This is a genomic window from Bacterioplanes sanyensis, assembly GCF_014652515.1.
GTDB lineage: Bacteria > Pseudomonadota > Gammaproteobacteria > Pseudomonadales > Oceanobacteraceae > Bacterioplanes > Bacterioplanes sanyensis.
The window spans coordinates 289789-316039 of the sequence record NZ_BMYY01000004.1 but is presented as its reverse complement, the minus strand read 5'-3'; the positions used below and the strand labels follow the sequence as shown (position 1 = coordinate 316039).

Sequence of the window (26251 nt, the reverse complement as noted above, 5' to 3'; positions counted from 1 at the left end):
ATGGTTAAAGTACGTGAAGATCACCCGCTGCTGCACGACGGCTCATTGGATGTCGAACGCTGGTTAGAGAGCGTTCAGCAGTCGCAAGACGTCAAAGACCCAGAGCGCTTACGTGAAGCCCTGATATTGGCGAAGCAATTGTCTGACGAAGCCATTGCCAACCGCACCTATTGGTCCATTGACAGTGCGCAAATGGGCATCGAGATGGCCTACATTCTGCTTGATTTGCGCTTGGACACCGACTCGATTGTCGCCGCCATTCTTTATCGTGCCGTGCGCGAAGGTCGGGTATCACTGCAGAAAGTAGAGCGCCAGTTCGGTGAAGAAGTCGCCAAACTGATTGAAGGTGTGCTACGCATGGCGGCCATCAGCGCCATTCAGAACTCCAGCGCGGATACCGTACTGGGGCAGCGTGAAGCCCAGGTCGATAACCTGCGCAAAATGCTGGTAGCCATGATCGACGACGTGCGTGTGGCGCTAATCAAGCTGGCGGAGCGCACCTCGGCCATTCGGGCGGTAAAAGATGCCCCCGATGATAAGCGTCGCAAGGTTGCCGATGAAGTCTTCAGTATTTATGCGCCGCTGGCGCATCGCCTCGGTATTGGCCATTTGAAGTGGGAGTTAGAGGATCTCTCCTTCCGCTATCTGCAACCTGAAGCGTACAAGCAAATTGCCAAACTGCTGGACGAAAAACGCATGGCGCGCCAGCAATACATTGAGCAAGCCGTACAGCGTTTGCGTGATGAAATATTAGCGGCCGGTATCAAGTGTGACGTGTACGGTCGTGCTAAGCATATTTACAGCATCTGGCGCAAAATGAGTCGTAAAAATCTCGATTTTTCGCAGATTTACGATATTCGCGCAGTGCGCATTCTGGTGCCCGAATTACGTGACTGTTATGCCGCGCTTGGGATTGTGCATTCGCTGTGGCGGCACATTCCCCACGAGTTTGATGACTACATTGCTAACCCGAAAGAAAACGGTTATCGCTCATTGCATACCGCGGTGATCGACACGGAAGGCAAAATTCTTGAAGTGCAGATTCGTACCCATGCCATGCATGAAGATGCCGAGCTGGGGGTGTGCGCACATTGGCTTTACAAGGGCACCGACACCAGTGCCAAAGACCAGGGCTATGAGCAAAAAATCGCTTGGCTGCGGCAGGTGTTGGAATGGCATGAAGAGCTGGATGACCTGCCCGAGCTGGCGGGGGAGTTTCGCTCGGATATCAATCCGGACCGCATTTACGTCTTTACCCCCGACGGTCACGTGGTGGATTTACCGCCCAAAGCGACACCGGTGGATTTCGCCTATCGCGTGCATACCGAAGTGGGTAATAAATGCCGGGGTGCCAAAGTTAACGGCCGTATTGTGCCGCTGACGTATTTATTAAAAACCGGTGAGCAGGTGGAGATTCTGACCAGTGCCAATGCTCATCCGAGTCGCGACTGGCTCTATCCAGATTCCGGTTATTTGCACACTACGCGTGCCCGCGCCAAGGTTACGCATTGGTTTAAGCGCCAAGCGCGTGACCAGAATATCGAAGAAGGTCGGCAAATGGTGCTGCGTGAACTGGATCGACTCGACCTGGCAGATGAAGCATTGCAGCCGATCGCAGAAAAAATGAACATGAAAACCACGGACGATATGTACGCCGCTGTCGGTGCCGGTGACTTGCGTCTGGGGCAAATTGTTCATCACGTGCTGCAGCAAGTCGATCAGCGTCACCCCACGCCCATAGACCAACAAGAGCTGCCATTGCTGCGTCGCTCTCAGCCGGCAAAACCACGCAATGACCAAGGCAACGACATTGTCATTGAAGGAGTGGGTAATTTACTGACTCAGCTCGCCAGTTGTTGCTCGCCAGTGCCAGGCGATGATATTCAAGGCTATGTCACTATTGGTCGTGGTGTGGTCGTGCATCGCAGTGATTGTGACAACCTATTGCATCTCAGCTCCCTAGAGCCACAGCGTATTTTGCAGGTGAGCTGGGGCGGAGAGCCTCAACAGCGTTATCCGGTGGATATGAAAATCTCCGCCTATGACCGCACGGGCTTATTGCGTGACGTCAGTGGCTTGCTCGCCAATGAACGCATCAATGTATTGTCGGTAAACACGCAAACCAATCGCAACGATAATACCGCGCTGATGACCTTGACGGTTGAAGTAGACAGCCTAGAGCACTTCGCTCGGCTGATGAATAAAATTGACCAGTTACCCAATGTGGTATCTGCTCGACGTGTGCGTGGAGGCGCATAATGCCATACCAGCTGCAGGATTTATTGTACTGCATGGCCCGTTTGCGCAACCCACAAACGGGTTGCCCTTGGGATTTAAAACAAGACTTTCACAGCATTTTGCCACATACCCTAGAAGAGGCGTATGAAGTCGCGGATGCCATTGAGCGTCGTGACTGGCCGCATTTAGAAGAAGAGCTGGGTGATCTGTTATTTCAGGTGATTTTTTACGGTCAGTTAGCACAGGAGCAGCAACATTTTTCCGTTGCCACCATCATTGATAAACTGGTACAGAAGTTGATTCGTCGCCACCCTCATGTTTTCCCTGCAGGCACACTAACGAGTGAGCGCGACGCGGATACCACGCCGGAAGAAGCGGAAGTGGCTACCAACTGGGAAGCCATCAAGCAGCAAGAAAAAAGCAAGCCGCCCTGCGACTCGATTTTAGCGGATGTTCCGCTGGCGTTGCCGGCGATGCAGCGTGCCGTCAAGCTGCAGAAAAAAGCCAGTAAGGTCGGATTTGATTGGTCAGATATTGCTGGCGTGGTGGCGAAAATACATGAAGAGCTGCAGGAAGTTGAAGAGGAAATTGAAGCGCGACAAACGCAGCGCCTGCAGCATGAAATTGGTGATCTGCTATTTGCAGTGACCAACTTGGCCCGTCATTTAAAAATTGATCCCGAAGTCGCTTTGCGCGGTTGCAACCAGCGTTTTAGCCAGCGCTTTGCTCATGTGGAGACCGTTGTGGCACAGCAGGGAGGCTGGCAGCAGGTGGATGCCGAGCAAATGGAACAAGCTTGGCAACAAGCCAAGCGCCAAGCGTCGGAATCATGATGTCATTGGCAGGCAGCTCCGTGTTGGAAAGCCTCTAAAACCTCGGAGGCGACATTGTGGCTAAAGAATTGTAGCGCAGCGGAATTTACGCTGGTTAATGAGCGTCCCAAGATGATTTTTATTCAGCCAAACTGAGAACAGAGGTGTTTAGAGGTCCCCAAGCGCTGTTATAGCCGGCTTAGATGTTTACGCGTCAGCTGTAAAAAGGTCGGTGTTAAGCCGTTGTCTTCATAAATGGGGTCGCCAGCTTCGTCTTCAGCGATTACCTGCTGGCCAGCTTGGTAGGGAAACTGACCGGCTAAGTCATTCAATGCGGCACTGACTAAGTCACTCAAAATACGTTCGCGCGAGCTGGCGGGGAACATTTCCACTAAGGCCTCCACTCGGGCGGCATCTTTTACATTCAAATGCAGCTGGTAGCTGTTTTTCGTCACTTGGCCACCAAAGTTTTTTTGCCAGTGAGACAGTAGCTCAGTTGTTTTCATAAAGATATCTCCTGTCGTGGGGTGACGGAGTCAGCTTAGCAGCCACGGAGCGGAAGCGCGTCGGCAGTTCGAATGCGTTGTTAACAGCGCCTTGTGTTGGCGCCTTCCAGTTGTGTTGAGGGCATCCGAACTTTTTCACGATGCTAGGGCACCTATTCGGAGCAGTTCTAGGCATTGTCTAACGCCATTATTCGAGACAAGATGAGGTAACGGCACAGAAACGGAGGTTGCAATGAGTGAACTGGATGCCCTGCTGCGCGATAAAGTGCGGCTGTTGGGGAACCTGTTAGGGCAAACCATTGCCCGTCATCAGGGGGAGGAGATGCTGGCGCGAATAGAAGATATTCGCCAGCAAGCGAAGGCTGCGCGCAGTGGTGAAGAACATGAGCGCGATCGTTTATTGGCCATGCTCAATACCATACCGGATGATTCGGTTCTGTCGGTGGTGCGTGGTTTTAATCAGTTTCTGAATTTGGCCAACATCGCTGAGCAGCAACATGGCGCCAGTTGGCGTCGCTCTGAGTTCTTGGATGATGATGTCGATCAGCTGTTTAACGACCTGTTGGATCGTTTGGAAAACAGCGGTGTGCGCGGCCTAGATTTATGTCAGCAGGTTGCCGATGTCAGCATAGAGTTGGTATTAACGGCTCATCCTACCGAAGTGACGCGCCGGACTTTAATCCAGAAATATGACGAAATTTCTCAATTATTACAGCAGCGTGACGATTTGCGTGATGGTCACCCTCAATTACTTGCCATAGAACAGCGGCTAGCGGTATTGGTGGAAGAAATATGGCAAACGGACGAAATTCGCCGTATTCGCCCGACGGCCGTGGATGAAGCTAAGTGGGGCTTTGCTGTCATTGAGAACTCTTTGTGGCAGGCCATTCCTGAGCTGACTCGGCATTTAGACGAGCAGTTGTTGGCTCGTGGCAGCCGCCCTCTGCCATTAACCGCCGCTCCGGTGCGCATCGCTTCCTGGATGGGTGGAGATCGTGATGGCAACCCTAATGTTACTTCCGAGGTAACTCGCGAAGTCCTGTATTTAGCGCGTTGGATGGCAGCCGATTTGTTGCTGCGAGACATTCATGACCTGAGTGGTCAGTTGTCGATGACCGAGGCCAGCAGCGAACTGCGTCAAGCCTACCCAGTGGACGAACCATATCGTGCTTGCATGCATGAGCTGCGTGACCAACTAAAAGAAACCCGACGCTGGGCTGAGGCTAAAGCGGCGGGTAAGCCCACCGATAAAACGCCGTTATTGGATGAACAACAATTATTGCAGCCGCTATTGTTGTGTTACGACAGCCTAGTCAGCCAAGGTATGAAAACCGTTGCCGACGGCCATTTGCTCGATACCATTCGTCGAGTGGCGTGTTTTGGCTTGACCCTAGTGCAGCTGGATGTGCGCCAAGAATCGACGCGCCACAGTGATGTGATTGCCGAGCTCTGCGATTTTTATCAATGGGGTGATTATTACCAATGGGATGAAGAGCAGAAGCAAACCTTTTTGCTGCGAGAATTAAAATCCCAGCGTCCGTTAATTCCACACCACTGGCAGCCCTCGGATGAAGCACAAGAAGTGTTAAATACCATGCAAGTGCTGGCATCTGAAGCCGGGGCCGGTGTGTCTTGCTACATTATTTCCATGGCCAGCGAGCCATCGGATGTGTTGGCCGTTGCGTTATTGTTGCAGGAATCTGGAGTGCGCACGCCATTGCCGATTGTGCCCTTGTTTGAAACCCTCGATGACCTAGAGTTGGCGGCACCGCGCATGCAAAAACTCTGGCAAGTGCCTTGGTATCGTGATTATTGCCAACAAAATCAGCAAGTCATGATAGGTTATTCAGACTCATCCAAAGATGCCGGCCAGCTGGCTGCTGTATGGGCACAATATCAAGCCCAAGAAAGTCTGACCCAAGCAGCGGAAGAAGCCAGTATTCGTTTGCGTCTTTTTCACGGTCGCGGCGGTACCGTTGGTCGTGGTGGTGGTCCAGCACACAGCGCGATTTTGGCGCAGCCGCCGGGCTCGGTAAAAGGTGGTTTACGAGTCACCGAGCAAGGTGAAATGATCCGCTTTAAATTTGGTATGCCCGCCGTGGCTTTGCGCAATTTAAAGGTGTACGTTTCATCTGTGCTGGAGGCAAACTTACTGCCGCCTACGGCGCCTCAGCCTGAGTGGCGGGCCTTGATGCAACAATTAGCGAGTGATGGCGTGCAATCGTACCGGGCAATGGTGCGAGAGGAGCCGGATTTTGTGACCTATTTTCGTGCTGCGACGCCTGAAATGGAGCTAGGTAAATTAGCTTTGGGCAGTCGGCCGGCTCGCCGTAAGGCCGGCGGTGGCATAGAAACACTGCGTGCAATCCCTTGGATTTTTGCTTGGACGCAAATGCGATTGATGCTTCCGGCTTGGCTGGGTGCGGATGAGGCTTTGCAGGCCAGTATTGAGCGCGAAGAGCTGGCCACCTTGCACAGCATGTATAAGAGCTGGCCGTTTTTCCGCACCTACATTGATATGTTGGAAATGGTGTTATCAAAAGCTGACCCAGCAATCGCGGTATATTATGAAAAACGCTTAGTCGCCGCAGAGCTGCAGCCATTGGGTAGTTTATTGCGCCAGCGCTTGGAACGGGCGCGTGAGCTGGTGTTGCAAATAAAACAGCAGCAGCATTTGCTGGAGGACAACCCCAGCTTGCAGCATTCGATGACGGTGCGTAACCCCTACACAGATCCGTTACATTATCTGCAAAGCGAGCTGCTGTATCGAGATCGTCAAGCGGGCGATGTGACCAATGAGTTGGTTGAGCAAGCGTTAAAAGTCACCATGGCCGGTATCGCGGCGGGCATGCGCAACACGGGCTAGCGTTTAATGGCCTAACTGCCTTGCAGTGTTCGCGTGCCGCGAATGCTGCATGGTGGCTTCGCTTGTCGCTCTACCAAAGTCTGCTGCCACTGATGTGGCTTTTTACTGCCAATCACTTGAGCCGATGACGCGCACAGAGTAAGGTTAGGCCTATTTTTTCGGTTTCTGGTTGAAAAATATACAAGTTTTAACGAAACCGCAGGCTTTTCATTAACCACAAGGAGTATGCGCATGCGCGTAATTCTGTTGGGTGCACCAGGTGCCGGTAAAGGTACGCAGGCACAATTTATTTGCGACAAGTTCGCCATTCCGCAAATTTCGACCGGCGATATGCTGCGTGCAGCGGTAAAAGCGGGTACCGAACTAGGCCTGAAGGTCAAAGAAATTATGGAAACCGGTGGCCTGGTCTCTGACGACATCATCATTGACCTGGTGAAAGAGCGTATCCAAGCCGACGATTGTGCTAACGGTTTTTTGTTTGACGGCTTTCCGCGTACCATTCCCCAAGCGCAAGCCATGCTGGATGCTGGTGTGGCAATTGATCACGTGGTTGAGATCGACGTTGATGATGAAGAAATTGTTAAACGTTTGAGCGGCCGCCGAGTGCATCCGGGTTCTGGTCGTGTGTACCATGTTGAATACAACCCGCCAGCCACTGCTGGCAAAGATGATGTTAGCGGTGAAGATTTGATTCAGCGTGACGACGACCAAGAAGAGACTGTGCGTAAGCGTCTGGCTGTTTACCATGAGCAAACTGCGCCGCTGGTGAATTTCTATCAGCAACTGCAGCAAGAAAAAGGTGAGCAAGCACCGCAGTATCACCATATTGCCGGCGTTGGTTCTTTGGATGACATTAAGAACGCCGTGTTGTCCGCTCTGCAGAGTTAGTATTTAAGCCGGCCTAGGCCGGCTCTACCCCCCCCCCCCCTCTTGGCTTATGGTGCTGTTGTCACTGTTGGCAGCAGCCACACCTATCTTTAAACGCCTGCGCCTCCTTTCTAGGGCACCTCTGAATAATTCGGTGCCCGCTCTGGATCGCCAGAGGGCTTCAGATCCCGAAGACGGTTTGCTGCTCTAGCAAGGCTACAGCACAAAACGGCGACACAGAGCTGGAGTTCTCTGGCGATCCCCGCAGGGCGCGGGCGGCAGGCTTCCATAACGTCGTTGGTGATGTTGAAAAGGGCTGGCCATTTCCTGCCCTCACCGCCTTGTTCTGAAAGCCTGCTGCACTCGCGCAGAACTGTGCAGAATTATTCAGAGGTGCCCTAGTGTTCTGAGTCAGAAGCTCGCATGCTTTCAGCGTGCATCCAAGCTCTTTGGTAAGAGGCAGAACGAAGCTAGAGGGCTGTGCTACGGGAACAAACGACGGCGTTGCTACTCTTGAAATGAGCTCGATATTTCCTGCTAACCGAAGGCGCCTTTGAATATATACGAGCTTCTTACTCAGGATGCTAGGCCCTGCTATGTGTGCTATAGAAGAGCGTGTGAGTGCAAATGTGGCAATATTCAGAGGTGTCCTAGAATTATTTTGCTCCCGATGCTGCCGAAAAGCTTTTAAGTTGTTGCTATCTGAGTCTTGCTCGGAGGTTGTTTGGCGCCATATTGACGAACCGCCTGTCATCTATAGGCTAAGTGCATCATAGAAAGAGCTGGAGTAATAAATCCGAATACAGGGTGGACAGTATTTCGCTCTAATAACCTTGGCGGCCGCGACAAAGCAATTTTATCGGCTTATGCTGACAAAAGCTGGCCTCAATGGGGTGTTTTATCGCATAATTTGTTTTGGATTTTGTTATATAAATACTATTATTGATCTGGGTGCATTTCGGATGCCTCTAGTTGTATAGATCAGTAGTTAAGATCTTTGTCTGCATTGCGCTTTTGGAATGACAGACGGTTAACGGCAACTGTCACTATCCGATACACATTGATAGCCCATTCGTCAGTCACAGCACTGGCGTTCGCTATACAGATCAGGTGAATACAGAGGAATAAAATATGGCCAGACCAAAAAAAGCCCCTGCCAAGCGCGGCCGCAAGCCAGCTGCCAGCAAAGCAGCTGACAAGGCTGCGGTACCTGCAGTGATCGCCAAGGCCAGTGCTGTTCTCTTAAAAGCAGAGTCTGCGGTAGCAACTCAAGAGAATAAGGTACAGGCGGCGGAAAAAAAGGCAGTTGAAGCCAAAGCAAAAACTTCTAGTCCGCGTGCTACCGCGGCGACTCAGCGTGCAGCGGTGCGTGCTGCCGACAAAGTGAAAGCTGAAAAAGAAAAGCTGCAGCAGCTTAAAGCAAAAATGCGCGAGGCAAAGGTCGGCGTTAAGGTAGCAGAGCTGCAAGCGCGTATTCAGGAAGCTGAGGCGAAAGCGGAAGAGAGCGTAGCAGAGTTTGAGGCGCGTCTGGCAGAGAAAGCAGAAGCTGATCTGAACAAAGCCTTGGCGGCATTTGAAAGTAAATGGCGCAAGCAGCGCGAACGTAAAGACGGTAGCAAGGTTAAAACCCAGGCCAGCAAAATTAAGCGCGATGTTGCCGCTAAAGTAAAAAAACTGGAGCAGCGCATCGCTGCGACGGAAGAGTCGCAAACTAAGGCCGGTCGCCCTGGTCGTCCTCCTAAGGCGGCAGCAGAGAAAGCTGCACCTAAACGTCGTGGCCGTCCACCTAAGGCAGCAGCGGACAAGGCAGTAGCAGAAAAGGCGGCACCTAAGCGTCGCGGTCGTCCACCTAAGGCCGCAGCGGAAAAGGCGGCACCTAAGCGTCGCGGTCGTCCGCCTAAAGCCGCAGCGGATAAGGCGGTAGCGGAAAAGGCGGCACCTAAGCGTCGCGGTCGTCCACCTAAGGCCGCAGCGGAAAAGGCGGTAGCAGAAAAGGCGGCACCTAAGCGTCGCGGTCGTCCACCGAAGGCCGCAGCGGAAAAGGCGGTAGCAGAAAAGGCGGCACCTAAGCGTCGTGGTCGTCCGCCTAAAGCCGCAGCGGATAAGGCAGTAGCAGAAAAAGCAGCACCTAAGCGTCGCGGTCGTCCGCCTAAAGCAGCAGCGAAGCCTGCGGTGGAGCCAGCAGTAACGCCCACGCCGGCAGATTCAAATAGCGATAACTCTTCGGCAGAATAAGTCGGCGCTGTTGCATAAAAAGCCGCTCAGGATTCCTGAGCGGCTTTTTTTTGTGTCTGTTTGGCACGTAGTCAGGCGGCATTCGGTCTAATGGGTGGTATTTGCTATACTGCCCGCCTTTGTCTGCTAGCCAGAGTCGTTATGGCCAATATTCTGATCGTCGATGCGTCGTCATCGCTATGCTCTGTAGCGCTGTTGCGTCCAGAGGGAGTTATCGGGTTGCATGAGCATCAGCCGCGCAAACATGCTCAGCGTTTATTGCCCATGGTAGAAGAACTGTTAAGTTCAAATGGGGTGTACCGCGACCAGTTAACCGCCATCGCCTATGGGCGTGGCCCAGGTTCGTTCACCGGTATTCGCATCGCAGCAGCCGTAACCCAAGGCATCGCTATGGCACTGGACTTGCCTGTGGCAGGTATTTCTACGCTGCAAGCATTGGCGCAAAAAACGCTGCAGTCGCCCGGAGAGCAGTGTATCGCTGTCTTGGATGCGCATATGGGCGAGGTTTTTTGGGCACCCTATCAATACAACAATGGTTTGGCGCAGCCTATGGCCCCTGAGCGGGTGTGTTCGCCAGCGGATTTTCTGGCGCATGCAGAGGCTGATATGCCGGCGGTGGGGAATGGCCTTGCATTAAATGAGCTGTGTCATTGGCCAGGCAATGCGGACCAAGTGTTGCTGGCTGAGGATATGGCGCCTTTGGTGGAGTATGCTTGGCAACAGCAGCAGTTTGGCGATATAGAGCTGCATGCACCTGTGTATTTGCGTGACGGTGTTGCTTGGAAAAAACTTGCTGAACAGCCCAGTTTGCTGAGGCGCTAAGTGATGGACATGGTGCAGGCGCTGATCTTGGCGTTGATTCAAGGGCTGACCGAGTTTCTACCTATTTCCAGCTCGGCCCATCTTATTTTGCCGTCGCAGTTGTTCGGATGGCCTGATCAAGGGCTGGCGTTTGATGTCGCGGTTCACCTGGGCACCTTGCTGGCTGTGATGTTTTATTTTCGTCGGGATATCTGGCATATCAGTCGTCGCTTTGTTGCCACAGGCTGGCATCAACCCGACGACGATGCCCGCTTGGGGTGGTGGATCATTGTGGCCACATTACCCGCTGGGTTTGCGGGTCTGTTTCTGAATGACTGGATCGCTATGCACCTGCGCAGTGTGGAGGTGATTACCGCCACCACACTGATTTTTGGTGGCGTGTTGTGGCTAGCGCATGCCAGCGCCCATGAGCAGAGGACGCTGCTACAGATGACCTTGGCGGCGGCGTTGGTGATTGGTTTGGCGCAAGCATTGGCGCTCATTCCTGGCACATCACGCAGTGGTATTACCATGACAGCTGCATTGCTGCTGGGTTTTAATCGCATGGATGCGGCAAGGTTTTCATTTTTGCTGTCCATTCCTTTAATTCTGGCTGCCGGTTTATTAAAAGGCGCTGAGCTATTGGCAGCCGACCATGCGCCCGACTGGCTGATGTTGGCGGTGGCAACCTTGGTGGCGGCGGTCAGTGCTTGGCTGTGTATTTATTATTTTCTCGCCTGGTTGCAACGCATTGGTTTAATGCCGTTTGTTATTTATCGCTTGCTGCTTGGGCTAGTGCTGGCCGGATTGTTAATGGCGGGTGTGGTATGACTTGGCTGATCTGTGGTGATTCGTCGCTGTGGTCATGTGCACAACAAATCGCCCACTATTATCAGTTAAAGGTGAATAGCGACTGGCCGACGGAGGCGCAGGAGTATCAATTATTACTCGATCACTCAGGCTTGAGCTTGGCGCGCAGTTGCTCGGATAAAAGCCGAGTTCAGGTCGATTTTTGTGGCGGTGCTAACGACCACCGTCGACGCTTTGGTGGCGGTAAAGGCCAGGATATTGCCAAGGCCGTCGGTGTGGCGAGCTATGTTCCTCAGGTGGCAGATTTAACCGCAGGCCTGGGGCGCGATGCCTTTGTGCTGGCGTCCTTGGGGTGTCGAGTACAGGCGCTGGAGCGCCACCCTGTCGTGGCTGCCTTGTTGGCTGATGGCTTAGCTCGGGCAGGCAATGCGCAAGGGGAGTGGCCGCTCAGTTATGAGTTGCCAGCAGAGGAGGTTCGCCAAATCGCCCAGCGCATTCGGTTACAGCACATCGGCGCAGCCCAGTGGTTAGCGCAGCAAAGGGACGACAGCATTGATGTGGTGTATTTAGATCCGATGTTTGCCCACGACGGCCGGCAAAAAGCGCAAGTCAAAAAAGACATGCAGGCTTTTCGTAGTTTAGTGGGCAGTGATGATGATGCGGACGAATTATTGGCTGAGGCGTTGCGGGTGGCGCGCTGCCGTTGTGTGGTCAAACGCGCGCGCAAAGCGGCACCGTTAGCGCAACAGCAACCGACTTATGAGCTGGTGGGTAAAGCCAATCGCTTCGATGTGTATGCCAAGCGCAAAGTTGAGGCGCCGCACTGAGCGACGCCTAACGGTTTACGCTTGCGTCTGAGTGGTGCTGACGCTGTGCTGAATGCTTTGTCGCAAAGCGCCATCCAGTAGTTGCTCGAGCGTTTCCAGTAGAGCAGGCAAAGCTTCTGTTGCTTGCAAGGCACCTTGCTGGTCTTCGCTGATATAGTCGCCTCTCAGCAGCTGGCGAATCAAGGTGCGAAACAACTGCTTATCAAAAAACTCAGGTGAGTTAATGCCATACAGCATGCCGATGCGCTGAGCCAGTAGGGTGCTGTGCTCTTCCAGCTGTTGGGCATCCAAAGGCGCTGTGGTGTGGCGCAAAATACTCAAGGTTAAATAGTAGCGCTGTAAGGTTTGCAGCATATGATCAGCCAAGCCTTGCAGCTGTACGAACTCGTCACTGTGAGCCGGTGTTGCGTGATAACCCTGTGCGCTTTGATATAAATAACCGACGCCGACCAGAGCTTCTAACCATTGCTCGCAGACTGCCTCCAGCTCAGCCGGCGACCACTGCAAGAACAGCTCAGCCTGCAGAAAGGGATAAAGCTGTTGCACTATGTCGCACACTTGCTGGCGCTGATAGCGACCATTGCTGATAAACAAACAGGCAATCAAAGAGGGCAGTGCGTACAGGTGCAGTACGTTGTTGCGATAATAGGTTAGCGTAACGGCCTGGCGTTCATTGGTTTGAATTAAATCACCCATTGGGTGCGGTGAGCGTGATACCACCTCCAGCTTTTCCGCATAGGCCAGCCAGTCTTTGCCACTACCGTCGGGAAGCTGGGTTAGAGGGCTGTAGGGCGTGAACTCCAGTAAACGCTTGTAAGCTTCCATTTGCGCAATAATTTGCGCCTCTTCTTGTGCTTGGCGCGGCGCCGACAAAATTGACAGTGCCATTAAGTTAATCGGGTTGACCGAGGTGGCGCGATTGATTTCAGTGACCACACGCATAGCCAGTTGATCCACGGTGTTGCGAGCCCAGTCAGGGCGGTAGTCACACTGGCTGTAGTCTTGCTGTTGCCAACCAGGTTGGTGGTCGTTAAGGAAATCGGTGAGATAAACCGGGTCACCGAAGGTAACATGCACTTTGCCAAACGATTTACGGAAGGCGCGCAGCGTACCGACTACGCCCAGTAGGCTTTCTTTTTTCTTTTTCTGGCCACGTAACTCTCCCAAGTAACTGCTGGCTTCAAATACCTTTTCATAGCCGGTGTACACAGGTACAAACAAGATTGGTTTGCGACTGTCACGCAAATAGCTACGCAAGGTCATGGCCAGCATGCCGGCTTTCGGATTTAGGGTGCGGCCAGTACGGCTACGCCCGCCCTCTACAAAATATTCGGTGGCATAGCCGTGAGTGAAAATAGTGTGCAGGTACTGGTCAAAGACCGCCGCATAGAGCTGGTTGTCACGGAAGGTGCGGCGCATAAAAAAGGCGCCACCGCGACGTAAAATCGGCCCGACGATGGGCATGTTCAAGTTAATACCGGCGGCAATTTGTGGCAGCTGCAAGCCTTGATGGTATAGCAAGTAAGACAGTAGCAAATAGTCAATGTGACTGCGATGGCAGGGCACGTAAATGATTTCGTTGTCTTTGCTGACCTCTTTTAAGTGGTCAATGTTGTGTACTTGCACGCCGTCGTAAATCTTATTCCACACCCAGGTCAACAGCACATCGAGGAAGCGTACATTGGTATAAGAGATGTTGGAGGCGATTTCGTCGGCATACTTGAGGGCCTTCTTTTGCGCCTGCTGACGGTTAATGCCTTTTGTTGTTACCTCGGTTTCAATCGCCTTCACCACCGACGGTGCATGGGGGATTTTGTGCACCAGCGTACGCCGGTGTGACAAATCTGGCCCCAATACCGACGCCGATACATGACGATTATGCACGCGTAAAACGCGTGCCACTTTGCGCGCCAATAACTCTGGGTTTTTGCCGTCGTCATGCAGTTCACTCAGTGACAAAGGTTTACTGAAATGGACAAACGTATTGCGCCCATTGAGTAAAATAGCCATCAAGGTGGTCAGCCGTCCGCCTAGGGTGCCGCTGTTTTGTAACCAGATGCGCAGAAAGGAGCCCTCTTTATCGGGCGCCCGCCCCCAAAAAACTCGTACTGGTACGATTTGCACATCACTGTGTTGGTGCTCGGCCAGCCATTGGCAATGGCGTACTAAGTAGCGGTGAACGATGGGAGTGCCGCGCTTACGAAACGGCGCCCCCGCACGGCGATAAATAGGAAAAAACGGCTTTGCTGTCAGTTGGTTTTGATCGGCGCTGTCAACGGGGGCTGGCCAGCCCAAGCGCCTAACTTCGCGGTCGATGACCAGTTTTTCTGCGCGCGATGAATACAGCAAGGCATATACCACTGGGCGTTCTGGGTCGAGCTTGAATTCCTCCAAACTCGGCCCAATGATTTGGGTGCGAATGACGCCGTATAGCCAGGTTTGCTGCCAGCGGAAAAGCGTGCGGCGTAGCGATTTAAGAAAACTCATGTTGGCCTGAACCGGTTACTCAATTAACAGGGATGCGAGTTTACCTCGGCGACGTCGGGGATTAAACGGCATTGCAGCATCGACAGGCAGCATGGCAAAAGCACAGTCAGTTTTCTGGCTGTTAAGGGACCTCTGAACAATTCGGCGCCCCCGGTGTGCTGGCGACGGATGTGGGCGAAGGGTGCGGGCGACAGGCATACATAATGTCGATGTTGAAGAAGGCCGGTCGCGTCCCGTTGTCGGCGTCTTGTACGGCAAGCCTGCTGCTCTGGCCCATCCGTTGTGCCGAAACATTCGGAGGCTCCGGTCAATTGTGTTTGGTACGGAGTACAAGATGATTGATATTCAGAATCTGACGAAACGCTTTGATGGCGTTACCGTCGTGAATGATGTGTCTTTTCAGGTTCAAGCCGGCGAAGTGCTGGGGTTTCTAGGCCCGAATGGGGCGGGTAAGTCCACCACCATGAAAATGTTGGCTGGGTTTCTTGAACCGACCGCGGGCCAGATTCAAATATTTGGCCAAGATGTGGTGCGTGACCGATTAGCCGTACAACAGCGCATTGGTTATTTACCCGAAGGTGCTCCCGCTTACGACGATATGCGTGTCGGCCAGTATCTGCAGTTTATGGCGCAAATGCGTGGTTTGAGCGGTGAGCGCTTGCGTGAAAGGTTGCGTTATGTCGTTGACCTGGTGGATATCGGTGCGGTACTTGAGCAGCGTATTCAAACGCTATCAAAGGGTTTTAAACGCCGAGTGGGCTTAGCACAAACCCTGGTGCATGACCCGCAAGTGTTGATTCTGGATGAGCCTACCGATGGCCTAGACCCGAATCAAAAGCACCAAGTGCGGCAATTAATTCGCCAGTTGTCGGCGGATAAAATCGTCATTATTTCCACCCACATTCTTGAAGAAGTCGCTGCAGTATGCAGTCGTGCCGTCATTATTGCTGGCGGTCGTTTAGTTGCCGATAGTCGACCGCATGAGCTGGAGCAGCGTTCACGCTATTACGGTGCTATCAGTGTGCGCCTGCAGCAACCGGTGGCCGATTTGGAGCCAGCATTATTGGCCGTCTCTGGGGTAGAGCAGGTTGAAATGCTGGAGCCAGATCAAGCCTACGTGCTGCTGCCGCAACCCCAGGCGCAACTCTATGCGCCGCTCACGGAGTTGATCGAGCGCCAAGGCTGGGTTGTAGATACCTTGCATATGGAGCGCGGTCGTTTGGACGATGTATTTCAGCAATTAACGCAACAAGAGGTGGCCTGATGAGTTGGGTTATCTGCAAACGTGAACTGAACGCCTACTTCGCCACACCGGTGGCATATGTATTTATTTTTATGTTTCTGGCCTTGGCCGGTGTCTTTACCTTTTATCTGGGCCAGTTTTATCAGCGCGGTCAAGCAGATTTGGTCGCGTTTTTTAATTTTCACCCTTGGTTATATTTGTTTTTTATGCCGGCTGTTGCCATGGGGTTGTGGTCGCAAGAACGCCAGCTTGGCACCATCGAAATGCTGCTGACCTTGCCGGTAAGCATTACCCAAGCAGTGCTGGGTAAGTTTTTAGCCGCCTGGTTGTTTGCTGGCATTGCCTTGCTGTTGACCTTTCCAATCTGGCTGACGGTGAACTACTTGGGTGACCCTGACAATGGCGTCATTATTGCCAGTTATCTGGGTAGCTGGCTGATGGCCGGTGCTTTTTTGGCCGTTGGCTCTTGTATGTCGGTGTTAAGTCGCAACCAAATCGTCGCCTTTATTTTGGCCGTGGTGGTGTGCTTTGTACTGATGGTGTCAGGGCTTTCCATCGTGTTGGATGCCTTGCGCGGCTGGGCACCTGCTGCCGTGGTCGACGTCGTTGCTGGACTCAGTTTTTTAACCCGCTTTGAAGCTTTATCGCGTGGCGTGATTGATGTCCGTGATGTGGGTTATTTCGTGCTGCTGATGGGCGTCTTTTTGGCCGCCACAGTGCAGCTGTTGAATATCAAAAAATCGGCCTGAGGAGGAAGTCATGCGTCAGGTAATGATTTTTATCAGCATGGTTTTGGTGTTGTTGTTAGGCAGTGCTGGGCTGCAGCAATTGGGTGGCCAAGCGCGGTTAGATCTGACCGAGCATCAGCTCTATAGCTTGTCGGATGGCACCGAAAAAATACTCAGTGAACTGCAAAAGCCGCTGACCATGGAGTTGTACTTTTCTCAGCAGGGCAGTGAAGACTTAACCCGTCTGCGCGCCTATGCCGAGCGGGTCACTGAGTTGCTGGAAGAATACCGCTTGCGTGCCGGCGGTCAGTTGAGTGTGCAGCGTATAGACCCAGAGCCATTTTCAGAAGCGGAAGATGACGCCACTCGCTTCGGCTTGCAGTCGGTGCCGGTGGGGAATTTTGGTGACTCGTTGTACTTTGGTTTGGTGATACGCGATGCTGATGATAACTACGAAGCGCTCACCTTCCTGCAACCCGATCGCGAAGCCTACCTAGAATACGAAATCACCCAAATGATTTATCGTTTGCAGCAAGATCGGGCACCAGTGATCGGGGTGCTGAGCGGGTTGCCCGTGATGGGAGGTTTTGACCCTCGCAGTGGTCAACCCAGTGGGCCCTGGACGGCCATTGAGCAGCTGCGTAACTTATACGAGGTGCGTTCACTGCCCAGTGATCTAACTCAGGTAGATGAGGATGTCGATGTGCTGATGCTGATTCAGCCGCCTGAGCTGACCGATCAAACTTTGTATGCGATCGACCAGTTTGCCCTTGCCGGCGGTCGCGTAATGGCCTTTATAGACCCCGTCGCTGAAACCGCGCAGGGCGGCATGATGGGCATGGGCGACCAAGCCAGTGCCAGCAGTTTGCAGCCTTTGCTAAAAGCTTGGGGGGTGAACTGGCAGCCGAGCGAAGCCGTGCTCGATGCCAGTAACGCCTTGGTGGTTAGCCAAGGGCCTGGTAAGCCACCGCTGCGTCATTTTGGTTTGCTGGCGTTGAGCCCTGCCAAGCAGCCAGAAGAATTGTTGGTCACGGCCAATTTAGAAGCGTTGAACTTTTCCAGTGCTGGGTTTTTAGCGGCGATCGACTCGGCGACCACAGAGTTTCAGCCTTGGTTGTTCACCAGCACTGAGTCGATGCGCATCAATGCCAATAAGCTACAGCTGGGTAATGACTTGCTAGCTTTGCAGCGTGAGTTTACCAGTGCTGACGAGCGTCAGGTGCTGGCCGCGCATGTGACGGGCAAGGCGTCATCGGCTTTTACCTCGGAGCAGGCTAGCGACTGGCAGCAGGGCGATCAAGCGCATTTGGCGGATACTGAGCAGTTGGCTGTGACTTTGGTCGCCGATACCGACTGGCTAAGTGATCGCTTGTGGGTGCAGGTACAAAACTTCTTTGGTCAGCGCATTGCAACCCCATGGGCCGATAACGGTGCCTTGCTGGTCAACCTCAGTGATCAGATGGCCGGCAGTGCGGCGCTAATGTCGCTGCGGGCTCGCGGTCAATATCAGCGACCATTCACGCGTGTCGATCATTTGCGCCAGCAAGCCGAGCAGCGTTTCTTGGCCAGTGAGCAGCGCTTGCAGCAGCGTTTGCAAGAGACCGAGCAAAAACTAAACGAGTTGCAGCCTGAAGTAGGCGAAGACTCTTTAGCCTTAACGTCTGAGCAGCAGCAGGCGTTGGAGGAGTTTCAACAGCAAAAACTGGATATTCGCCGTGAGCTGCGTGAGGTGCAGCATGCCCTTAATCAGGATATTGAAGCCCTAGGGGCGCGGCTTAAAGTGCTGAATATCTTTATCCTGCCGTTGTTGCTGACCTTGCTGGCTGGGCTGGTCGCCTGGCTGTGGCAGCGTCGCTCAGTGCTGTAATTTTGCTGTGAGAAATAGCGGCAGCGTCGATTAAAGGCGCTGCCGCTGGTTTTAATAGTGTGGTGGCGGTGTTTCTTCACTGAAGTCTTTAACACCGGCTTGGCCGCTTTGCAGTGATTCCAGCCGTTTATTCATCAATTGCAGCGCCTGGTGGGCGAGAATAAAGTCACGGTTTAGTGTGGCTAATTGCTCATTGAGCGTTTCGACCGTGTGCTCTAGAAAAGCCACACGGGTTTCTAGCTCAACGATCCGGGTGTTGTCATCGTTATGTTGACCTGTCTCTGACATGGCTTGACTCCCCATGGCTATCATGTTGATTTTTTTAATGAATTGGGCTTTGATACCGAACGGTTTGCTAGCGCAATCGGCCAGTAAAAGGTGCAGCAGTAGCCCGTGTTGTGGCTGGCCTTTTACCTAAGGCTGAGGGTATGCAACCACCTTGCGGAGCGGTTCGTTTGCGGCTGTATAGTCGCCGCAACAGCAAAGGACATCATCACTGATTCAACCGCTCCCAGATGCATAATAACGTAATCAAAACGAGAGAGCGCATGGGTAAATTATTGGTTCGAAAGTTAATGGTGGCAGGTGTATCTGCATTGTTGTCCGGTGTTGTGGCGGTATTGGCGATCACTTCTTTGTTATCTGAATTAACGCTGACGGATGGTTCGGCTTTGACGTTAGCAAACTTCTGGTCATTGCCTCAGGCTGTGGTGCTGGTTGTAATTTTTGCCCTGCTGGGCTTTGCGGTGAGTTTTGCTTCTGCCCAGTTGGTGCCAACGCGTCGTCGCCGTCATCGTGGTAGTGGCACAGTGGTCGAGGAAGACGTCGACGACGGCCGTGAGCGTGGCGTGGTGAAATGGTTCAACGTGAAAAAAGGCTTTGGTTTTATTACCTGGGATGAGGGCGAGGATGTATTCGTACACTTTCGCTCCATTCGTGGCCAAGGGCATCGCTCTTTGACAGAAGGGCAGCGAGTGAAGTTTGCTGTTGTCCGCGGGCAGAAAGGACCACAGGCGGAAGATGTCTCCGCCATTCGTTAAAAAAAGCGGCTGCGGCCGCTTTTTTTATTCGCCATTGCTGACCAGCAGGCGCAGTAGTTTGGGGTTGCCCACCACCAAATTGGCTGGCGCGCTCAGGTTGGGTTTGCCATGAATGTCGGCCAGCAAGCAGCCGGCTTCTTTGGCAACCAAGCCTGCGGCTTGCAGTGAGTATTCATCGACATCGGCCAGCAAAGACGCCTGAAAGCGATCGGCTGCGGTATAGGCTAGTGACAATGCGTTGGAGCCAATATTGCGCAGCTCCAAGCCTTGTGACATGAGTTTTTGCGTGCGCTGACGCTGCTCATAGGCTGACTCATTGAAGCTCATTGGCTGGGTGTAACCAATAATGGCGTCGTTTAATGAATGTTGCTGGCTGCAACGAATGCGGCGGTTGTTCAGTTGGCTGCCACGGCCGCGTGATGCGGTAAATTCATCGCCATTCATTGGGTTGAGCACCACAGCGTGCTCTGCCTTACCCTTGATCAGACAGCAAATGGTGATGGCAATGCTGGGAATGCCAACACGAAAGTTCGCAATATCGTCAATGACGCAGATCTGCCAAGTGGGCTGGTGTGCTTCGCCTTGGTTTAGGCCAGTTTCGCGGCCCTGGAAGTTGTGCTCTGAGTAGGCTTTTTTCAGCTCAAAGATGATGCTCTTTTCCAGGCCGATGGTGCAGTCGGCGACAAATTTCGCCTTTTCTTGATCTGTACTTTGGTACACATCAAAACGGTCCAGGCGACGGACCAGGTCTTGACCTGCGTTACGCGCAGCGCGCAACGCCAAGTTCACCATGGGTTGCATAAGGCAGTGGGTCTCTTAAAGAACAAACGGGAACCGGCAATTATATCAGTCGGGGGGTGATTTGCGCTACACTTCGCAGCCCTGAAAACCATGCGGATGAAATAAATACCATGATGGATGATGCTGCCATTCGTGCTGCACTCAGTCAGATCGATGTAGTAATGGTTGAAACCACGCATTCGGGCAACCTTGGCGCCGCTGCTCGGGCGATGAAAAATATGGGCCTAAGCCGTTTGGTGCTGGTCAACCCTAAGGCGAGCATTGACGATGAAGCCATTGCTCGCGCCTCGCGTGCCGAGGATATTTTGCATCATGCGCGCATCGTGCCAACGTTAAACGAAGCATTGGCCAGTGCCAATCTGGTGGTTGGCACCAGTGCGCGTTCACGCCATATCCCTTGGCCTTTACTGTCGCCGCGCGAGTTGGGTGGTCGGGTGGCGACGGCGCTACCGGCGGGTAATCGCATTGCGCTGGTGTTTGGTCGTGAGTCTAATGGCCTTAGTAATGAAGAGCTGCAGTTATGCCATCTGCATGTGCACATTCCGACCGATGCCGATTACTCCTCTTTAAATGTGGCGCAAGCGATCCAGCTTTTGTGCTACGAGATGCGCTTGGCGGTAACGGATGCATCTCCTGACAACCAACCAGCTTGGGGGGTGGAGTGGGATTATCCGCTGGCTACCCACGAGCAGCTGGACGGCATGTTGCAGCATCTGCAACAAACGCTGGTTGATATCGACTTTCTCGACCCCAATACACCCAAACAGCTGATGACCCGGATGCGGCGCTTGTTTCAGCGCGCCGCACCAGACCAAATGGAAATCAATATCTTGCGAGGCATGTTGGCGCAGATAAACAAGCGTCTGCCGCCTCGTGCTGACTGAATCGCTGCTGGCAAAGCAGCGCCAAGGAGCTCCTTTGAATATTAAGTTGCTGCGTGAAGACATCGCCTGTGTTTTTGAGCGTGATCCTGCGGCCCGCAATGCCCTGGAGGTATTTACCACCTATCCAGGTGTGCACGCCATCATTCACTATCGCTTGGCCAATGCGCTGTGGCGCCGTGGTTTTAAGTGGTTGGCGCGGTTTTTATCGGCTTTCAGTCGCTGGATGACCGGCATTGAAATTCACCCTGGGGCCACCATTGGGCGGCGTTTTTTTATCGACCATGGCATGGGCGTGGTGATTGGTGAAACAGCAGAGATTGGCGATGACTGTACCCTGTATCACGGCGTGACACTTGGTGGTACCAGTTGGAATAAAGGCAAGCGTCACCCAACCTTGCAAGACGGTGTTGTGGTTGGCGCTGGTGCCAAGGTGCTGGGTCCGATTAATGTCGGCAAGGATGCGCGCATTGGCTCTAACGCAGTGGTGACCAAAGATGTGCCGGATGCGGTAACTGTGGTGGGTATTCCGGGGCGCATAGTGCGCAAAGCCGATGAGCGCAGCGAGCAAGAAGACCGCCGCGCCGCCATCGCCAAGAAAATTGGTTTTGATGCCTATGGCATGACGGATGAAATGCCAGATCCTATTGCTCGTTCTATCAATAACTTGATGGATCACATGGGCGCTGTCGATCGTAAAATCGACACCATGTGCCAAGCTCTGCACAACTTGGGTGATCGCACCTGCGATGAAGCTTTGCCTGAGTTGGAAAAAGAAGACTTTGTTAGCCTTGCTGAAGTTGAGACGGAAGAGGTGGCGAAGACTGATCAAGCCGAATCCGTGGCTGGGTCTGAGAATAAGTAATTATTCGTCAGAGCGGCAGCAATAAAGTTGACTGTTTTGGTCGGGAATTAGCATAATGCCCCCATAATGAATGAGGGGGAATTATCATGCGCCTGACTACTAAGGGCCGTTATGCGGTTACTGCGATGCTCGACTTGGCCATTCACGCCCAGAATGGCCCTGTGAGTTTGAACGATATTTCGGGTCGTCAGGGAATCTCCCTATCCTATCTGGAGCAGTTGTTTGCCAAATTGCGTCGCAATGGCTTGGTTGCCAGTGTGCGTGGGCCGGGCGGTGGTTATCGTCTCAGTCGCGGCGATACCGAAATCAATGTGGCAGAAATCGTCGACGCCGTGAATGAATCCATGGATGCCACCCGCTGCAATCGCAAGGGCGATTGCCAAGACGGTCAGCAATGCTTGACGCATCACCTTTGGCTCGATCTCAGCGATCAGATTCATGCTTTTCTCGGGAACATTACCCTACACAGTTTGATTCAGCGGCGTGAAATTCAAGACACAGCAGCACGCCAAGAAGAACAGGCCAGTCAGCGTATCAGTGCCTTGCTGCGTGATGACGAGGTTACTGTTTGACGATCATGGCTGTCTGATTGGCAGCTCTGGCGTGTACAATGCCGCCGGTCTCACAACCCGGAACAACCTATGACACCTGTATATCTGGATTACGCCGCTACGTCGCCTGTTGATCCTGCCGTTGCGGCCGCCATGGCTGACTGTCTGACACTGGAAGGCAACTTTGCTAATCCAGCATCGCGCTCACATCGCTTTGGCTGGAAAGCCGAGCAAGCGGTAGAAAAAGCCCGCCGACAAGTGGCGGATGTGATTCAGGCCGACCCGCGCGAAATTATTTGGACGTCAGGTGCCACCGAGAGCAATAACCTGGCCATTAAAGGTGCGGTCGAAGCCGCGCTCGAACAGGCATCGGGCCCCGTGCACGTTATCACTTCGGCCATTGAGCACAAAGCGGTGCTTGATCCCTGTGCTTGGTTGCAGCAGCGCTACGGCGTTGAGGTGACGTATTTAAGCCCAGATGCCGATGGCATGATTTCCCCGCAGCAAGTGGCGGATGCACTGCAAGACAACACCGTGCTGGTGTCCTTGATGGCGGTGAACAACGAGCTGGGCACGGTAACCGACAGCGCTGCCATCGGTGAGTTGCTGCAATCGCACCCGGCGCTGTGGCATGTCGATGCCGCTCAAGCGCTGGGCAAGCTGGATATTAACGTGCAGCAATGGCAGGCCGATTTGGTGTCGTTGTCGGCGCATAAGGGCTACGGCCCCAAAGGGGTTGGTGCGCTGTTTATCCGACGTGAGCCGCAACCTGCGCTGCGCGCTCAAATTCACGGTGGTGGTCATGAGCGTGGTTTTCGCTCGGGCACCTTAGCGACCCATCAGTTGGTTGGGTTTGGTGCCGCAGCAGAGTTGGTGTCGCAGCGCCTGCAACAAGATCAAATACACATGCGCGCTTTGCGTGATCGTTTGTGGCAAGGGCTGCAAGAGATTGGCGAGGTGTACTTGAATGGTCATGTCGACCACCTCAGTCCGTGCCACTTGAACGTCAGTTTTGATCGCGTTGATGGTGAAATCTTGCTGGCATCCCTGGCCAAAGTGGCGGTGTCGTCTGGGTCTGCTTGTACCTCGGCCAGTGTTGAGCCGTCTTATGTGTTGAAGGCGATTGGCCGCAGTGATGCACTGGCGCATGCGGGGCTGCGCTTTTCCGTTGGCCGTTTTACCCAGGCCGATGAGATTGAGTTGGTGATCGAAGAGGTGAGCCGTGTGGTACGGCTGCTACGCGGTGATGCCTGAGTCGTACAACTTTGGCCAAAACGTGCGTATAATCCGCGGGTTTTGATTCCGCCCCAGTGTCCATGCGGGCACTGCCGGACCACTTGCACTGATCAACATACTATATCTGGAGACTAACATGGCTGTAGAACGCACCCTGTCCATCATCAAACCGGACGCGGTTGGTAAGAACGTGATTGGCGAAATCGTTACACGTTTTGAGAAAGCGGGCCTGAACGTGGTAGCAATGAAAATGCTGCACCTGGACGACGACAAAGCAGGCGGTTTCTACGCAGAGCACAAAGAGCGTCCTTTCTTTGGTGATCTGGTTTCTTTCATGACCTCTGGCCCAGTTGTGGTTCAGGTGCTGGAAGGTGAAGACGCGATTGCGAAAAACCGTGAGCTGATGGGCGCTACCAACCCACAAGAAGCGGCAGCGGGCACTATTCGCGCTGATTTCGCTCAAAGCATCGATGCTAACGCGGTACATGGTTCTGATTCTGCTGAGTCTGCTCAGCGTGAAATTGAGTACTTCTTTGGCGCGGCAGAAATCTGCCCACGCTAAGATGAAATGGCCCTTTCGGGCTCGGGTGGGGTGGCGTGCTGCCCCATTCATGGTTATTGAAGACGTACACCGTCAAGGTTGCTGTAAATGTCAGATACTCCATCTGCTTCCACTGAAAAAGTGAACTTACTGGGCTTGTCGCCTGCCAAAATGGCTGATTTTTTTGCCAGTCTGGGTGAAAAACCCTTTCGAGCTCAGCAAATGCTCAAATGGATCCACCAGTACGGTGAGTCCGACTTCAATAACATGACCAACATGAGCAAAGCGTTGCGCGCCAAACTGGCCGACGTTTGCGAAATCCGCCTGCCAGAAGTGATTTATCACGATATTTCCAATGACGGCACCCAAAAATGGGTGATGCGCATGGACGGTGGCAGTGCCATTGAAACGGTTTATATTCCGGAAAAAGAGCGCGGCACATTGTGTGTGAGCTCACAGATTGGCTGTGCCCTAGACTGCAGTTTTTGCTCTACCGGTAAGCAAGGTTTCAACCGCGACCTGAGCGTCGCCGAAATCATTGGCCAAGTGTATGTGGCGGCCATGAGTTTTCACCAGCAAGGCGAGAAACGCGCCGGCCGAATCACCAATGTGGTGATGATGGGCATGGGCGAGCCGCTGTTGAATTATGACAACGTCGTCGATGCCATGCGCTTGATGATGGACGATTTTTGCTACGGCTTGTCGAAGCGTCGCGTGACGCTGAGCACCTCGGGTGTGGTGCCCATGATGGATAAGCTGGGCGATGATATTGATGTGTCGTTGGCCGTATCCCTGCACGCGCCCAATGACGAGTTACGTAATGAGTTGGTCCCCATTAACAAAAAATACCCGCTGGAGCAGTTAATTGCGGCGACCAATCGCTATTTGCAGAAGTTACCGGATAAACGCAAAGCCACCATCGAATACACCATGATGGAAGGCGTAAACGATAGCCTTGAGCATGCCGAGCAGTTAGCCGAGCTAATGAAACAGGTACCGTGCAAAATTAACCTGATTCCGTTTAACCCGTTCCCTAACTCGGGTTATAAGCGCCCTAGCAATAACCGCGTTTATCGTTTTCGCGATCATCTGATTAACGCCGGTCATGTGGTGACCATTCGCTCCACGCGTGGTGACGATATCGATGCCGCTTGCGGCCAGCTGGTCGGCCGAGTGGCCGATCGTACTCGCCGCAGCGAGCGCTACATTAAAGCGGTCCAGCTAGATCAACCAACAAGGATACAATAATGCCTGCGATGACCCTGCTGCGAAATATTGCTTTTTTGGTGTTGGTTGCTGCCTTGAGCAGCGGTTGCGTTACTGTCACTGAGAGCCGTTTCAGTGCCAAAGCCTCACCGAAAAAAGCGGTCGAAAACTATACCCAATTAGGGTTGGGCTATTTGCAGAAAGGTCGGCCAGATTGGGCGCGTCAGAGGTTATCCAAGGCACTGGAAATTGATGCTGACTATGCCCCTGCCAATGACGCCATGGGGCTGGTGTGGCAAGCAGAAGGCGAAGAAGATCTGGCCGAGGAGTATTTTCGCAAAGCATTGAGTTTCGACGGCGATTACACCCAGGCGCGTCATAATCTTGGTCGACTGTATTCTCGCCAGGGCAAGCACGATGAAGCAGAGCAGTATTTGCAGCAAGCTGCGGGCGATCGCTATTACGAGAATCGCGTGTCTGCACTGAATGATCTGGCATTAAATACTTATCGCCAGGATGAGCGCGACCAAGCCATTGAGGTGTATATGCGTGCGCTGCGCATTGCTCCTTACAATGTGGATGCGCTCGTCAATGCTTCGACGCTGCTGTTTGAAGCGCAGCGCTATGAAGAATCGCAACGTTATTTTGATCGCTTTGATCGTTTGGTAGAACGCGATCAAACCGAGCACACAGCACACAGTTTATGGCTGGGCGTTAAGCTAACGACCATTGCGCGCCAAACTCAGCGCGCCATTCAGCTGGCGACGCAATTGAAGCAAAACTTCCCCCAGTCCGATGAATATCAAATGTACCAGGATTCGCTGAAGGGAGCGGGTGACTGAT

23 protein-coding genes are annotated in these 26251 nt (G+C 53.1%); 19 read left to right on the top strand and 4 right to left on the bottom strand.

Annotated features, from left to right (window positions below; translation table 11 throughout):
• Both relA and mazG read left to right on the top strand, forming a co-directional pair.
• On the top strand, positions 1–2259 hold the full coding sequence (gene relA / locus IE090_RS08900; protein WP_189388009.1) for a GTP diphosphokinase: 2259 nt from the start codon (positions 1–3) through the stop codon (positions 2257–2259).
• Positions 2259–3071, top strand: coding sequence for a nucleoside triphosphate pyrophosphohydrolase (gene mazG / locus IE090_RS08895; protein ID WP_189388008.1), 813 nt, complete (start codon positions 2259–2261; stop codon positions 3069–3071). Before relA ends, mazG begins: the two co-directional genes overlap by 1 nt.
• 167 nt (positions 3072–3238) lie before the next feature.
• On the opposite strand, the gene IE090_RS08890 is transcribed toward mazG, so the two are convergent.
• Positions 3239–3556 (bottom strand): type 1 pili tip component, encoded by a 318-nt coding sequence (locus IE090_RS08890; protein WP_189388007.1) that lies wholly within the window; start codon positions 3554–3556, stop codon positions 3239–3241.
• Positions 3557–3788: 232 nt separating this feature from the next.
• Between IE090_RS08890 and ppc the strand changes: the two genes are divergently transcribed.
• From ppc to IE090_RS08860, 6 genes are all read left to right on the top strand, one after another.
• Positions 3789–6422 carry a phosphoenolpyruvate carboxylase gene (gene ppc / locus IE090_RS08885; RefSeq protein WP_189388006.1) on the top strand — a complete coding sequence of 878 codons (2634 nt, stop codon included), beginning with the start codon at positions 3789–3791 and terminating at the stop codon, positions 6420–6422.
• A gap of 231 nt (positions 6423–6653) precedes the next feature.
• Positions 6654–7310 (top strand): adenylate kinase, encoded by a 657-nt coding sequence (adk, locus tag IE090_RS08880; RefSeq protein WP_189388005.1) that lies wholly within the window; start codon positions 6654–6656, stop codon positions 7308–7310.
• Positions 7311–8420: 1110 nt separating this feature from the next.
• Positions 8421–9524 carry a hypothetical protein gene (locus IE090_RS08875; protein ID WP_189388004.1) on the top strand — a complete coding sequence of 368 codons (1104 nt, stop codon included), beginning with the start codon at positions 8421–8423 and terminating at the stop codon, positions 9522–9524.
• Between the two features lie 141 nt (positions 9525–9665).
• Positions 9666–10346, top strand: a complete 681-nt coding sequence (gene tsaB, locus IE090_RS08870) for a tRNA (adenosine(37)-N6)-threonylcarbamoyltransferase complex dimerization subunit type 1 TsaB (RefSeq protein WP_189388003.1) — start codon at positions 9666–9668, stop codon at positions 10344–10346.
• 3 nt (positions 10347–10349) lie between these two features.
• Complete coding sequence (locus IE090_RS08865; RefSeq protein ID WP_189388002.1) at positions 10350–11156, top strand: undecaprenyl-diphosphate phosphatase; 807 nt, start codon at positions 10350–10352, stop codon at positions 11154–11156.
• Complete coding sequence (locus IE090_RS08860; RefSeq protein WP_189388001.1) at positions 11153–11962, top strand: class I SAM-dependent methyltransferase; 810 nt, start codon at positions 11153–11155, stop codon at positions 11960–11962. The genes IE090_RS08865 and IE090_RS08860 overlap by 4 nt, the downstream gene beginning before the upstream one ends.
• A 15-nt stretch (positions 11963–11977) precedes the next feature.
• Here the strand turns inward: IE090_RS08860 and plsB are convergent, their stop codons facing one another.
• A complete protein-coding gene (gene plsB, locus IE090_RS08855; RefSeq protein ID WP_189388000.1) occupies positions 11978–14449 on the bottom strand; it encodes a glycerol-3-phosphate 1-O-acyltransferase PlsB in 2472 nt (823 codons plus the stop codon).
• 334 nt (positions 14450–14783) lie between these two features.
• On the opposite strand from plsB, the gene IE090_RS08850 reads away from it, so the two are divergent.
• From IE090_RS08850 to IE090_RS08840, 3 genes are read left to right on the top strand one after another with little or no spacing between them, the layout of a single operon-like run.
• On the top strand, positions 14784–15713 hold the full coding sequence (locus IE090_RS08850) for an ABC transporter ATP-binding protein (protein ID WP_189387999.1): 930 nt from the start codon (positions 14784–14786) through the stop codon (positions 15711–15713).
• Complete coding sequence (locus IE090_RS08845; protein WP_189387998.1) at positions 15713–16441, top strand: ABC transporter permease; 729 nt, start codon at positions 15713–15715, stop codon at positions 16439–16441. Before IE090_RS08850 ends, IE090_RS08845 begins: the two co-directional genes overlap by 1 nt.
• A gap of 10 nt (positions 16442–16451) precedes the next feature.
• On the top strand, positions 16452–18287 hold the full coding sequence (locus tag IE090_RS08840) for a GldG family protein (protein ID WP_189387997.1): 1836 nt from the start codon (positions 16452–16454) through the stop codon (positions 18285–18287).
• 51 nt (positions 18288–18338) lie between these two features.
• Here IE090_RS08840 and IE090_RS08835 read toward each other — a convergent pair whose 3' ends face one another.
• A complete protein-coding gene (locus IE090_RS08835) occupies positions 18339–18575 on the bottom strand; it encodes a SlyX family protein (RefSeq protein ID WP_189387996.1) in 237 nt (78 codons plus the stop codon).
• Between the two features lie 260 nt (positions 18576–18835).
• Between IE090_RS08835 and IE090_RS17990 the strand changes: the two genes are divergently transcribed.
• Positions 18836–19327, top strand: coding sequence for a cold shock domain-containing protein (locus tag IE090_RS17990; RefSeq protein ID WP_308428495.1), 492 nt, complete (start codon positions 18836–18838; stop codon positions 19325–19327).
• Between the two features lie 24 nt (positions 19328–19351).
• Here the strand turns inward: IE090_RS17990 and IE090_RS08825 are convergent, their stop codons facing one another.
• Complete coding sequence (locus tag IE090_RS08825; RefSeq protein ID WP_189387995.1) at positions 19352–20128, bottom strand: inositol monophosphatase family protein; 777 nt, start codon at positions 20126–20128, stop codon at positions 19352–19354.
• 110 nt (positions 20129–20238) lie between these two features.
• Here IE090_RS08825 and IE090_RS08820 point away from each other — a divergent pair, with 110 nt between their 5' ends.
• From IE090_RS08820 to pilW, 7 genes are all read left to right on the top strand, one after another.
• The gene (locus IE090_RS08820; protein ID WP_189387994.1) at positions 20239–21012 is read left to right on the top strand and encodes an RNA methyltransferase; all 774 of its coding nucleotides are present in this window, start codon (positions 20239–20241) and stop codon (positions 21010–21012) included.
• A 34-nt stretch (positions 21013–21046) separates the two neighbouring features.
• Complete coding sequence (cysE, locus tag IE090_RS08815; RefSeq protein ID WP_189387993.1) at positions 21047–21874, top strand: serine O-acetyltransferase; 828 nt, start codon at positions 21047–21049, stop codon at positions 21872–21874.
• Positions 21875–21960: 86 nt separating this feature from the next.
• Complete coding sequence (iscR, locus tag IE090_RS08810) at positions 21961–22446, top strand: Fe-S cluster assembly transcriptional regulator IscR (RefSeq protein WP_189387992.1); 486 nt, start codon at positions 21961–21963, stop codon at positions 22444–22446.
• Positions 22447–22515: 69 nt separating this feature from the next.
• Positions 22516–23679 (top strand): aminotransferase class V-fold PLP-dependent enzyme, encoded by a 1164-nt coding sequence (locus IE090_RS08805; RefSeq protein ID WP_189387991.1) that lies wholly within the window; start codon positions 22516–22518, stop codon positions 23677–23679.
• Positions 23680–23797: 118 nt separating this feature from the next.
• Positions 23798–24223 carry a nucleoside-diphosphate kinase gene (gene ndk, locus IE090_RS08800; protein ID WP_189387990.1) on the top strand — a complete coding sequence of 142 codons (426 nt, stop codon included), beginning with the start codon at positions 23798–23800 and terminating at the stop codon, positions 24221–24223.
• An 87-nt stretch (positions 24224–24310) separates the two neighbouring features.
• A complete protein-coding gene (gene rlmN, locus IE090_RS08795) occupies positions 24311–25450 on the top strand; it encodes a dual-specificity RNA methyltransferase RlmN (protein ID WP_189387989.1) in 1140 nt (379 codons plus the stop codon).
• Complete coding sequence (gene pilW, locus IE090_RS08790; RefSeq protein WP_189387988.1) at positions 25450–26250, top strand: type IV pilus biogenesis/stability protein PilW; 801 nt, start codon at positions 25450–25452, stop codon at positions 26248–26250. Before rlmN ends, pilW begins: the two co-directional genes overlap by 1 nt.
• Position 26251: the final 1 nt, after the last annotated feature.